The organism is Planctopirus sp. SH287 (assembly GCF_056500625.1).
The window spans coordinates 3,366,087-3,379,471 of the sequence record NZ_CM151403.1 but is presented as its reverse complement, the minus strand read 5'-3'; the positions used below and the strand labels follow the sequence as shown (position 1 = coordinate 3,379,471).

General features: G+C 56.1%; 6 protein-coding genes. 4 read left to right on the top strand and 2 right to left on the bottom strand.

Features of this window, described 5'->3' with window-relative positions; genetic code table 11:
- Positions 1–126 precede the first annotated feature (126 nt).
- A complete protein-coding gene (locus SH287x_RS12480) occupies positions 127–552 on the bottom strand; it encodes a hypothetical protein (RefSeq protein WP_479514644.1) in 426 nt (141 codons plus the stop codon).
- On the bottom strand, positions 549–1,286 hold the full coding sequence (locus SH287x_RS12475; RefSeq protein WP_479514643.1) for a DUF502 domain-containing protein: 738 nt from the start codon (positions 1,284–1,286) through the stop codon (positions 549–551). Before SH287x_RS12475 ends, SH287x_RS12480 begins: the two co-directional genes overlap by 4 nt.
- 403 nt (positions 1,287–1,689) lie before the next feature.
- On the opposite strand from SH287x_RS12475, the gene SH287x_RS12470 reads away from it, so the two are divergent.
- The 4 genes from SH287x_RS12470 (at position 1,690) to SH287x_RS12455 (ending at position 13,358) form a co-directional block, all read left to right on the top strand.
- Positions 1,690–3,330 (top strand): PfaD family polyunsaturated fatty acid/polyketide biosynthesis protein, encoded by a 1,641-nt coding sequence (locus SH287x_RS12470; protein WP_479514642.1) that lies wholly within the window; start codon positions 1,690–1,692, stop codon positions 3,328–3,330.
- Between the two features lie 60 nt (positions 3,331–3,390).
- A complete protein-coding gene (locus SH287x_RS12465; protein WP_479514641.1) occupies positions 3,391–10,716 on the top strand; it encodes an SDR family NAD(P)-dependent oxidoreductase in 7,326 nt (2,441 codons plus the stop codon).
- A 420-nt stretch (positions 10,717–11,136) separates the two neighbouring features.
- Positions 11,137–11,478, top strand: coding sequence for a hypothetical protein (locus SH287x_RS12460; RefSeq protein WP_479514640.1), 342 nt, complete (start codon positions 11,137–11,139; stop codon positions 11,476–11,478).
- Between the two features lie 398 nt (positions 11,479–11,876).
- Complete coding sequence (locus SH287x_RS12455; RefSeq protein ID WP_479514639.1) at positions 11,877–13,358, top strand: cation:proton antiporter domain-containing protein; 1,482 nt, start codon at positions 11,877–11,879, stop codon at positions 13,356–13,358.
- Positions 13,359–13,385 lie beyond the last annotated feature (27 nt).

Below are 13,385 nucleotides of genomic sequence, written 5' to 3'. Positions count from 1 at the left end.
TAGTGCTCCCTCATTATCAGCAGCCCATGGAAAACTGATTGCCTGGGGGCTGTTGCGGTTCGAGTTAGCAGAGGCTCAGTTGGGTTTGCGTTACCAGATGACGCCCGAAGGCCGGGCCGCCCTTGGTCACGGTTTTTCCGTCATCTCGGAAGATCCTGCCTCTGGTGAAGATGCCGCCGCTGACGAGTTTTCTGATAATGCCGTCGAAGTGGTGGGTGAAGCTGTTGCAGCTGGCTGATCGATAGCTGCTCGGGCATCCAGCAGGCTTGTGAGATAGTCGAGAGCACCCTCTTTCTCAATGAATTCTCGGAAGCGGACGATCTCTGCTGGCGGCAGAAAAAGTGACAGCGTCGGCTCCAGAAAAATCATCAGCTGTGCGGTGATCCCGACCAGTGGCTGGCACGACTCCACCACCATCATCGCCGGGACATCCAGTTTTCTTGCGCGCAATTCCCGAGCGACCCATTGCGCCAAAGCCCGGTCTTCAGGTGTCAACGGCGGTTTTTGCGGGATCGCAAAAGCATTTCTCAGAAACTCTCCCCACAAACTCATCGTGCGGTTCCCGTCTTGATCTCTGGACGATCCATTTCGGAGGATTGGCCAATGTTTGACAGGGCGGGACTGACGGACGTCTCGTGTCCGCTTTCCTTTGAACCGGATAATACTTGAGGCAGGCCGATTCCCAGTTTCTGGAGAGATTCAATCGTTCCCCGGAGCGGCGCTGGCACGACTTCCGTTTGATGTCGCGGCACAATATGCAGGGTTCCCGACCAGGGACTGGGCACACTGGGAATGAAGATGACCAGTTGATCCTCTGCCGTCTTTCCCCCTGCGTCAGGAATCTCATCCATCACGATGCCCACTTGTCGGCGGTCGGCAAACTGAACAATGACGGCTTTACGACTGGAGGACGACTCCATTCCCACCATGCCTTCGCCCATGGCCTTGACGAGTGAATAGCCCGGCAAATTGGAAAGAATCGCCGATTCAATTTTTGCCACCAGCCATTGAGCCAGCCGGGTTTTGGCCATCAGTCCCGCTAGAAAGCAAACCGCAATCACCACTGTGATCGCAACGAGAAATGCCAGAGAATTCCCGCGGACTGTGGTGAAGGGGAGGTGATGAATCAGTGGCCGGATGATGCGGTAGACTAATCCCAAGGCTTCGCCGACAAGATAAACGACCAGCATGATCGGGACGAGGATAAAGACCCCGCCAATCAGCGTTGACTTGGTAAATCCCCAAAGTCCTCTACCGATTAACATTCCTCGTGATAACCAGGTCATGCTCAGCCAGCCCTCTTGGGAAACTTCAGTGAAAATCCTATTGTCCGCACAATCGGATGATGGACACGGGTCAATTCGATAAACTGTTCAGAAGCGGAATATTCTGACAGGTGCGTTGGCCCTGCCAAGCCCTATAATGACCGCCACCTCAAACTCGACGTGTCTTTCCTGACCGGACATCTTGGTGTCTGGTTTGGCATTTGGCTGCGATTTCTCGCTTTCAACTGACAAGTGGAACACATTGAAGTGCGAGGCTCCCGTGTATTGAAACTTGCATGTAAAGCGATGGCAGGATGCCATGTGCTCGGCTGTCACGGTAGACAAACCTGTTGTTGATCTTTCCAGCTCCCGAATTCAGGTGGCATTTGCCATCCCTGGCGGGACTCCAACGGACACGTGCAGCATGGCCACTGTAACGACTTCGGTGACTGGTTCGCAGGCTCACCATTCGCAGCAGCTTTCTCCGGCAGCATCGAACGAGACGGCTCAGGTGCGAAAGCTTCTTTCCCGTCTGGCCATTCCCCTGGCGGTGACCGCAGATGGCGGAAGCCACGGGACACCACATTCCAACTATCGGGTCGAGCCATGGACGGGCAAAGCGTCTGGCCATCTGGTGGGGATCGTTCCTGCCGTGTTGCCACAAGCTCTGGGATCAGCGGCCTTTTGCCGCGATCACGGAACCAAGTACGCTTATATGTCAGGTGCTATGGCCGCAGGGATTGGCTCTGAGGCAATTGTGGAAGAGATGGCTCATGCGGGTATGGTCGGGATGTTCGGCGCTGCCGGCCTTTCACCTGAGCGCGTGGAACAGGCGTTGATTCGACTGGAAAAAAATTGCCAGGGGAAAGCCTGGGGGGCCAACCTGATTCACAGCCCCAGTGAGGCCCGTACTGAAGTTGCCGTCACGGATCTATATATCAGGCGACAAGTGCGACTGGTCGAAGCGTCGGCATTTCTTGATCTGACGCCAAACATCATTCGCTATCGTCTTGCCGGGATTCATCAGCGCGGCAATGAAATCATCACGCCCAATCGGGTTGTGGCCAAGGTCTCGCGGGTCGAAGTTGCGACCAAATTCATGTCCCCCCCTCCCGAAAAGCTGGTGGCTCATCTGGTCACAACGGGCGAACTGACCGAAGAACAGGGCCGGCTCGCCGCGTTCATCCCCATGGCTCAGGATGTCACTGCCGAGGCCGATTCTGGCGGGCATACCGACAATCGGCCACTGGTGGCTCTTGTGCCATCCCTATTGGCTTTACGAGATCGCCTGCAGCAACAATACCGGTTTGCCGAACCTGTCCGGGTGGGTGCCGCCGGGGGGATTGCCACGCCACAATCGACTGCCGCCGCTTATTTAATGGGGGCGGCTTATGTTGTGGTTGGCTCCGTTCACCAGGCCTGCGTGGAATCAGGAACCAGCGATGTTGTTCGTCAGTTGCTGGCGGAAGCTCAGCAGGCTGACTGTATCATGGCACCGGCAGCCGACATGTTTGAAATGGGTGTCAAGTTGCAGGTGCTGCGCCGGGGGACAATGTTCGCCATGCGTGCGGCCAAGCTGTACGAACTTTACCGTGCTTATTCCTCCATGGAAGAAATCCCCGCAGCGGATCGGCAGCAGATCGAAAAGACCATGTTCCACGCACCGCTTGATCAGGTGTGGCAGCAGACTCAGGAATTCTTCGCCCGCCGTGATCCTCGGCAGTTGGAACGAGCCGCAAAAGATAACAAGCACAAAATGGCGTTGGTCTTCCGGTGGTATCTGGGACAATCATCACGCTGGGCCAGCCAGGGATTGCCAGAACGCCGTCTCGATTACCAGATCTGGTGCGGGCCAGCGATGGGAGCTTTCAATGAATGGACATCGGGAACGTTCCTGGCCCAGCCTGCAGAACGCAAGGTGGTCACTGTAGCCATGAACCTGCTGTATGGGGCCGCCTATTTGCAACGGGCCAATTCGCTCCAGTTGACAGGCTTCCCGGCTCACTTGAATTGGCAACAGATTGCTCCGCAGGAGAGACAAACGATCGCCGACCTGCTCAACTAATGTGGCTGGAATGGGTCTCTTCCATTGTCAGTCCAGTTGTCCTCAGGATCTGCATCGCCTATGTCTGCCTTGCCTCGTTCGCATTCCTCTGCGAAACCCATCACTCCGGTTGAGCCGATTGCCGTTGTCGGATTGTCGTGCCTGTTCCCCGAAGCAGCTCATGCTGAGGAGTTCTGGTCGAACATCCGTCGCGGTGTGGACTGCATCCGCGAAATTCCGTCAACACACTGGAATGTTGACGACTACTTCAACAGTGACCCCAAGTCGCCGGACATGACCTATGCCCGGCGGGGGGGATTTTTGAAGTCTGTGGCGTTTGATCCGCTGGAATTCGGGATATCGCCTAACAATCTGGAAGCGATTGATACCTCGCAATTGCTGGGTCTCGTGGCTGCCAAGCGGGCCATGGAACACGCAGGCTATGGCAGTGACCGCCAGTTTGACCGCAACCGCGTCTCGTGCATTCTGGGTGTGACCGGCACGCTGGAAATGGTGATTCCGCTCGGCGCACGACTGGGTCATCCTCATTGGCGACGCGCCCTGGAAGAAGCGGGCGTGGCTGCCGATGTGGCGGACGATGTGGTTCGTCGGATCAGTGCATCTTATGTTCCCTGGCAGGAGAATTCTTTCCCCGGACTACTGGGAAATGTGGTCGCAGGACGAATCGCGAACAAGCTGGATCTGTGGGGCACGAACTGCGTCGTCGATGCCGCATGTGCCAGCTCGTTGAGTGCCCTGCATCTGTCGGTGATGGAACTTCAAGCCGGTCGCAGTGATATGGTGCTGACAGGTGGCGTTGACACCTTCAACGACATCTTTATGTACATGTGCTTCAGCAAGACGCCGGCGCTCTCACCCAGTGGCGACGCACGTCCCTTCAGTCAGCAATCGGATGGAACGATGCTGGGCGAAGGAGTCGGGCTGGTTGTTTTGAAGCGTTTGTCTGATGCCCAGCGCGATGGCGACAAGATTTTTGGCGTCATTCGTAGTGTCGGAACAGCCAGCGACGGCAAAGGAACTGCAGTCTATGCTCCCAAGGCGGAAGGGCAGATTCGCTGCCTGGAAGATGCTTATCGCAACGCGGGAATTTCGCCCACAGATCTGGATCTGGTAGAAGCTCATGGGACTGGCACCAAAGTGGGCGATGCGACCGAGATCAAAGGTCTGACACAGGTTTTTGAAGGCGCAAGAGCTAATCCGTCTCCCCTGCCCGCTTCATTGCAAAGAACATCAGGCCCCTGGTGTGCGGTGGGGTCTGTGAAGTCCCAGATTGGTCACACGAAAGCTGCTGCGGGCATTGCCAGTTTGATTAAGGCCATTCTGGCGCTGCATCACGAAGTGCTGCCTCCGACGATTAAAGTCAATGAGCCAGCCGATCCATTCCGGCAATCAACCGGCCCCTTTTATGTGAATGTGCAGAGCCGCCCCTGGGTGACCCCCGCTGGTCGTGTTCGACGGGCCGGTGTCAGCGCGTTCGGGTTTGGTGGGAGCAACTTCCACTGCGTGCTGGAAGAAGCTCCCGTTGCCTCACGTCCTCCACGAGTTCCTGCGTGGGATGGGCAAATTCAACTGCTCCCCTTCAGTGCTCCCGATGTGACGTCTTTGGTTGAGCAGGTTGAGAGTTTTATCCAGCGGCTATCCTCACCTGCGCAGCGACTACGAACAGAAGCCGCTGTACTCCGACAGCAGTTTCGCCCTGACCATGCCTGCCGCCTGGCGATTGTTGCACAAGCCGGCGACACTCACTGGATCTCTTTGGCACAGCGGGCTGTCGAACATCTGAAGCGTCAACCGACGCAAACTCAGTGGACGCTGCCTGAAGGTGCCACTTTTTCGCAAGGAAAGACTGCCGGATCGATTGGATTACTGTTCCCGGGTCAAGGCTCTCAAGTTCCCGGCATGTTGCGGGATCTCGCCTGCATCTTCCCGGAAATGCGGGATGTGTTGACCGATGCGAATACGGCGTTCGTGGATTTCCAGAGCGACGACGCCCGTCGGAAAACAGGTTCATTAACAGATTTTATCTATCCGCTGGCTCAATGGACAGAAGCCGACCGTCAGGACAACATTGCCCGGCTTCGCGCCACTGATGTGGCTCAGCCCGCGTTAGGTGCTGTGAGCCTGGGAGGATGGAGAATTCTTCAGCGGTTTGGTGTCAAAGTCGCCGCCGCCGCCGGTCATAGCTATGGTGAACTGACGGCTCTCTGCGCTGCGGGCCGCTTCTCCCCGAAAGATTTATATCGGCTGAGCCTTTTGCGAGGTCAGTTGATGGCACAAAGCGATTCACAGCCGGGCGGAATGCTGGCGATCAACGCCTCCAGTCAGGTGGTTGAGCAGGCTTTGCGTGAACTGCAACTGGATCTGGTGATTGCGAATCATAACAGCCCGACACAAGTCGTGATTTCGGGACGGCTGGATCAGATTTCTCGTGCCGGTGAATTACTGGGTCAGAGAAATCTGCGTGGGAAGCAACTGGCGGTTGCCGCGGCGTTTCATAGTCCGTTGATTGCTCAGGCGACTCAGAAATTCCGGCCCGCACTGGAAGGTGTCGCCTTCCATGGGGGAACCTTGCCGGTCTATGCGAATTCGTCGGCTGGTCTTTATCCGCAAGATCCCTCAGCGGCCCGTGATGTTCTGGCGAAGCAACTGGCGCAGCCCGTTTATTTCGTCAGTGAAATCGAAGCGATGTACCGGTCGGGCATCCGTACATTTGTGGAAGTCGGGCCGGGGCAGGTTCTGACCGGTCTGGTGTCGTCCATTCTGGGGAACCAGCCGCACGTGGCCTGTGCATTGGATAGCTCCCAGGGACGCCGACGGGGCGAGTGGGATCTTGCCTGGCTTCTGGGTCAACTGGCGGTGGCAGGGCATGATATTCAACTGAATCAGTGGGATGCTCCGACCGTCTGGAGTGACCATCATCAATCGCCGCCCAGAGGGCCAGTCATCCCGATCTGTGGCGCGAATTATGTGAAACCCAAGCCTGCGATTCCTCCACGGGCAACCCAACCCGTACAACCGAAACTTGCTGAGCCAGATCTCTCATCGAAGGTTGCTGACGTTTCCACGTCCGTTGCCGCACACTCAACTATCGCTCAAACAGCCAACGTTCAAACAATTCAAACAACCAGTGCACCAACAGTCCGTGGAGCATTGCTTAATGTTCCAACTGTCAAAACGCCATTGGTTCCCGCTCCTTTGTCATCAACATTGATTTCTTCATCACCCGCAGGAGAATCAGTCCCCTCGATTCTCCCAACGTCCGGTTCTTTCTCTGAATCGCCTGTGCCGATCATTGAAGATCAGATCAAGGATTCCTCGCCCGTGGCTTCTTATCTCGAAACACTTCAGGCTATTCAGCTGCAAACGGCTTCTGCTCATCAGGCATTTTTGGCTCAGCAGCAGTTGGCGCTGAATCTTCTGGCTCAACTGGCTCAAGGCGCGATTCAACGTCCCCCGGTCGTTGCTCCTGTTCCTGCTACGCCATTGCCGTTGGCATTGCCGGCTTGTTCCTCACCGGAATTGGCATCCGTCCTGCCTGCCGTCACTGCAGCTCCGGTGGCTCAATCAGTTTCTGCTCCCATCACAGCCGCAGCCACAATCGCACCCGCAATCGCCCAGCGGCCTGCTGTTCCGGCGCCGCCATTATCTCCCCCTGTGGCGACAGTTTCTGCGGCTGCCCCGGTGACTCCGGCTCCCTCCAGTGCAGCACCCAGCGGTTTAGAAACTACGCTGCTGCAAGTGGTGTCGGAAAAAACGGGTTATCCCGTCGAGATGCTGGCGCTGCGGATGAGCCTCGACCACGATCTGGGGATCGATTCGATCAAACGCGTCGAAATTCTCAGCGCGATGCAGGAACGCTTCCCGAACTTGCCGGTCGTTTCCCCCGAACAACTGGGCGCCTTGCAGACGCTGGCTGATGTTGTGGCCGCTTTCCCTTCCACAAGTGAAGCCGCGACTCCTCAGAGTCTGGGACAAGCTGTCATCGCGACGTCAACGCCACCGGTTGCCATGCAGCCATCCGCTTCTTCACTAACGACTTCAGCACCAGCGGCTTCTGCGAAGTCTGCTGCTTCGGAATTAGAAGCCGGACTGCTGCAAGTCGTTTCGGAAAAAACGGGCTATCCCGCCGAGATGCTGGCGCTGCGCATGAGCCTTGATCACGATCTGGGGATTGACTCAATCAAACGCGTCGAAATTCTCAGCGCGATGCAGGAACGTTTTCCGAACCTGCCGGTCGTTTCCCCCGAACAATTGGGCGCCTTGCAGACGCTGGCCGATGTCGTCGCTGCCTTTCCCGCTTCGTCATCTCCAGCTTCTCAGCCCGTTGTTTCTCAGGCTGCTGCTTCTCATTCGCAGAATGTTGTCTCGGCTCCAGCAGTAGTTCAAACACCTGCGGCAGTGGCTTCTCATCAACCGAACTCCGATCTCGAAACGGCACTGCTGGAAGTTGTTGCAGAAAAGACCGGCTATCCCGCCCAGATGCTGGCGCTGCGGATGAGCCTCGATCACGATCTGGGGATCGACTCGATCAAGCGCGTCGAAATTCTCAGTGCGATGCAGGAACGCTTTCCGAACTTGCCGGTTGTTTCGCCCGAACAATTGGGAGCCTTGCAGACGCTGGCCGATGTCGTGGCCGCTTTCCCGGTGGCTCTCGATGGCAGCGCTGTAAAAAAAAAGTCCTCGTCTGATCACCAGATAGACCTGCCACCAGTTCCAGTACCGGCAGCGACACCAGAAAATGGCCATCGCTCCATTGCACCGACCGGAAAAACTCATCAGGTCAACTTTCCTGCTACCCATCATTTGAAGCGGGGAGTGCTGGCAGCACGGCCTTTGAACTCTGTCCAGCAACGTGTGTCGTCTTCGACTTTCCGGCATGACCTGCTCATTACCGACGACGGTGCCGGCCCGGCGGGACTCTCCACGCAGTTGGTCAATGAACTGTCACGCCGAGGGATTGCGGCCTGTCTGGTTCCGGCACCCTCATCACAGGCTGGCCCCCTTCCTTCACCGATCGGAGGGTTGATTCTTGTTCCCTCATTCCAGAAAGAAGTCTCTCTGGACGACCATTGGGAGAACCTGGCGTGGCTGCAAGCGGCTTCGGCTCCTCTGCGCGATTCGATCGTTCCCGGTGAACGCCGGTTATTGACGGGAATCGTCCAGCTGGATGGTCTCTTTGGAACATCGACCGATCACGGGGCTTCCCCACGAATTTGTCAGCCACACTCGGGTGGGGTTGCGGGATTGATCAAAACGGCCAGCCATGAATGGCCGGAAGTCGTGGCTCGCGTCTTTGATATCGGGGCGGGCGGCATCACAACCATCGCCAGAATCATCATCGATGAGATACTGGCTGATGGGCCTCTGGAAACCGGTCTGGGTCAATCGACAACTCCTGCTACCGTGGGGTTGGAAGTCGACTGGGTTCCCCTGAATGTCCCAGTCGCCGCTGAAGCATCTGCTTCCCATTTGAATGCGGGCGATGTTGTGCTGGTCTCTGGTGGTGCCCGCGGCGTGACCATGGAAGCCGCTCTGGCATTGGGAAAAGCTGTCGGCACGACCATGATTCTGGTGGGACGGACGCCGGTTCCTGCAAATTTATCAAGCCGATCGGCACCAGCCGTTCCTGTCACTGATGCCGAATTTCGCAGCCGGATTCTGGCCGAGAATCGACCGGGGATCACTCCGCGAGCGATTGCCGATGAAGTGAAAAGCTTGCTGGCTGAACAGGAGCTTCTGATCAGTCTGTCGCGATTCTCGGCAGCAGGCGTGACTGCGATCTATCACCAGGCCGACATCACGCAGGCTGATAGCGTGCGGCAACTGATTCAGGAAGTCACGGCAACATGGGGGCCGATACGCGGAATCATTCATGGCGCGGGCGTCATTGCTGATGCACGGATCGAAAAGAAAACACGCCGCCAGTTCGATGATGTGACTCGTGTCAAAGTGGGTGGATTCAGAAATCTCTTAACGGCTGTTGATTCCCAACAGCTGAAAATGATTGGCCTCTTCTCGTCATTCACTGGTCGTTACGGGCGTGTGGGGCAAGCGGATTATGCCATCGCCAATGAGATCCTCAATAAGTGGGCACGAGCCTGGGCGGTTGAGCATCCTCATTGTCATGTCGGGTCATTTAATTGGGGCCCCTGGGATGGCGGGATGGTCAATGATCAACTCCGACAAATCTTTGCCCGGGAAAATGTGGGACTGATTCCTCTGGAAGAAGGGGCCGCTCTGTTTGCCAGTGAGTTTGTGCAATCGCAACAACGCCCGGTGGAAGTGGTGGTACTGGCTGAAAGCGGCCCGGTCGCGCCGATCACGCCGGTCAACGCGATCCCGACTCCAGCCAGCACAATTATCACGCCCACACCTCCTGTCACTGTCACGCCTCCTGCACCAGCAATTCCAGAGAGACAACCCACGCGAAACAGCCTTGGTCAGGCAGCCGAACGCCTGGGGATGGAATGGTCGCTTCAATTGGAAGGACACCCTTTTCTGGAAGATCACGTCATTGGAGGTAAGGCTGTTCTCCCGCTGGCGATGATGCTGGAATGGATGGCTCATGGAACCACTCATCTGGTGCCGGGGATGGTGCTGCAAGGCTTTGAAGAGATCAAAGTTTTGAAGGGGGTGCGTCTGGGACACGACGAGTCCGTTGACCTTCAGGTGCGAGTGGCTCCGATGGTCGGCGGGCCTGGCGCGGAGAACGGCAGTCAGTCCAGTCATCGCTGGTTGGCACGGATTTCCAGTGAGCACGCCGGCAAGTCCATGCTGCATGCGACGGGCGTCGTCTTGCTGGGAGACTCTCTCGCAACGGCGTCTGCTTTGCCCAATGGATCCAGTCTTCTCCAGACTCTGCGGGAAGGAGCAACGTCACAGCCAGTTCTTCCAGCGACATCAACGCTGAATCGTTCTGTGGAAGAACTGTATTCCCGGGAATTGTTTCATGGCCCACTCCTTCAGGGGATCAAGCAGGTTCTGCATGCCTCTGCACAGGGCATCTCCATTAAGACTTGTGGAGCCGATGCACCGCGTCGATGGATGAAGGAACCTCACCGTCATGCGTGGCTGATTGACCCGCTGGTCATGGACGTTGTTTTCCAGGCATCCATTCTCTGGGCCTGGCAACAGCGTGGCATGCCATCTCTCCCCACGGGGATTCGCAAGGTGCAACTTTTCACCCGGCGATTTCCTGCGGAAGGTGTCATCGTGACGGCCATGGTGCGGAAAGCGACGTCTCATGTCATCTCGATGGATGTCGAACTCCGTGATTCTCAGGGATTGCTGCTAGGCATGATCGAGGGCTTTGAGTCACTCATGGACGCTTCATTGAAAGAGGCTTTTGTTGCTCGTCGTCTGCGACAGAAACAACTGACGCGATGACGCCTTTCCATGACATGACGGATTCTCATGCTCAGCAAGTCATGGCGTCTGGCAAGAAACTGAAGAAGGTTTCATTGTCTCGACTTTTTTTCGACTTGTGAGATAACCCGACTCACCGGCTCTTGACATGTTACGACATCAATCATTTGGAGATGGCTGGAGCAGGAAGTCATCATCTTTTCAAGATGAAAAACATCTCATTTTTCAGGTAGTTTCTCTCAGAAAAAGCCCGAGACTTCTTGACCTGAAAAAGGTTTATTGAACTGATGAAAGGGTGGGTTTTTCCGGCTTGTTTCCCTTTCCATCTGCCGGCAGAATGTCCCCTCACTGAACCGTCTCTGAAAAGAGCCGCTAGCCCAACGTGCCAGCACCTCTCCAGATTCATGAGACAAATCGCCCGCTTCTTCGACGAGGTTTTCGATGCTTGAGTTCTCACGCGGCGTGAATGAATGTCTCATTGTGGGCGAAGACACTGTGATTCGAGTGATCGAGATTCAGCCGGCCTTTGTGAAGCTTGAAATCGTCAGCATGAGTGACCCCAGAACCCGCCGTATTGAGACACTCTGGTTGGAAGATCATTGCGAGGATCTTGTTGGCCCCTGCTCAGAACGAAGCCGGTTCATTGATGAGTCGGAACTGAATGACGAAGCCGATGATGGGTTTCTTGACTTCAGCGATCTGATCAACTGGAAGCCTTCCAATAGACATCAAGAGGACGACTCACGTTTCGACCTGGAAACAGATCTGCTCCCTCTGCGATAGCGCGCTGACAGCCGTATCACTTCTTGCCCTGTGGTTCACAATACTGCTGTTCAAACTGTGCCGATCATGAGGCTCAATCCCTCAGAGCCTGACCAGTCACCCCTGATTCTTCTCCCTGTGAGGGAGAAGATGGCCGCAGGCTGAATTAGCGATTGAGTCTTGGCACTGCAAACATTTCTGGAGTACCGGGCGGGCACTCCACAGCCATCTCTCCCAGTCGTCTTATCCCAGTTATCACATCTGGCGACTCTCCGACGAAGGAAGCAGATGTCACCTCGAAACCTGAATCGGCTCGTTGACAACACTTGTTTGAACAAGTAACCTCAGGGCTATCGGTGGCCCGTTTGATTTCACCGTGTTTTGATCATGGCCTCGTCGTCAATTCTACGGATCTGGTCATGTCCCAGGATCTCTTGGCTCTGGCTCCCACTGTCGATGCGCCGCCCAGGCTGGGGTCATGGCGGTTCTGGTTGATTTACTTTTCAGCCATCATTGGTGCAATTGCGATTGTCGTTCTGGTCTGCCTGGGGGGTGAGAAGTTCTTTGCCGCTGGCTCAATGGCGGCCATCGCTCAAGAAACGGCCACGACTTCAAATGCCAGGTCACAGGCGTCTTCGGTGCATCTGGTGGCCCAACTGATGTTCGCACTGGCCAGCGTGCTGATGGTCGGGCGACTGTTCGGAGCAATCTGTGATCGCTTCCATCAGCCGACTGTCATTGGCGAAGTTCTTGCGGGTATTGCGCTCGGGCCATCGCTCCTGGGAGTCATGCTGCCCCAGGCAACGGAATCACTCTTTCCCGAGACCATCATGCCGGCCCTGGGCGTTATTGCCCAGTTGGGAGTGATTCTCTACATGCTGAGCGTGGGCCTGGAGTTTGACATCAGCATACTGGCATCCAAAGGACACCAATCACTGGCCATCTCGCACGGAAGTATTATTCTTCCCTTTGTATTGGGGTGTGTAGCCGCAATTGGCCTTTATCCTTCACTGGCTGGTGAACAGGCGAGATTCACCCCATTTGTGCTGTTTGTGGGCGTCAGTCTGTCGATCACAGCCTTTCCAGTGCTGGCTCGAATTCTTGCTGACCGCGGCATGTCGCGGACACCGCTGGGAGCCATGGCACTCACCTGTGCGGCTGCCGATGATGTGACGGCCTGGTGCCTGCTGGCGATTGTTGTCGGGATCGTCCAGTCCTCATCGGCGGATGCTCTGTGGGTTGTTGCAGGAGCGGCGCTGTTTTCAACGCTCATGCTGCTGGTGGGCCAGCCTCTTCTGAAACAATGGCTCTTTTCTCCATCAGAAGAGTCTCCAGAAGCAATTGCCATGCCCGCTGCTTCCCACGAACGAGTCACTCATCAGGTGATCCTGCTGCTGGCATTGGGTCTGATCTATGCCGGCATCACGGATCTGATTGGCATCCATGCCCTGTTTGGCGCGTTCCTATTTGGTGCCATTCTTCCGCATCAATCCGTTGCTGGAAAGACACTCACGCGGCTGTTGAGTGCCTTTGCCCCCGTGATGCTTCCCGCATTCTTTGCAGTGACCGGCCTGCGAACGCAGATTGGTCTGGTGTCGTCGCCATATGACCTGGCGATTTGCCTGTTGTTGATCGTCCTGGCTGTCGTTGGCAAGTTTGGCGGGAGCTATCTATCCGCCCGCTGGACAGGAATTTCACATGCCGATTCCCTGCGGCTGGGTTCTTTAATGAATACCCGTGGCCTCATGGAACTGATCGTCTTGAACATGGGACTGGAACTTGGTGTTCTGTCTCCCAAGCTCTTTACGATGCTGGTGCTGATGGCCATTTTCACCACAATGATGACGGGGCCGCTTCTCACCAGAATCGATCAGCGCGAGCGACATCGGCAGCTTGCGTGAAGGGACAAATGTCTCGACGGATCAAGC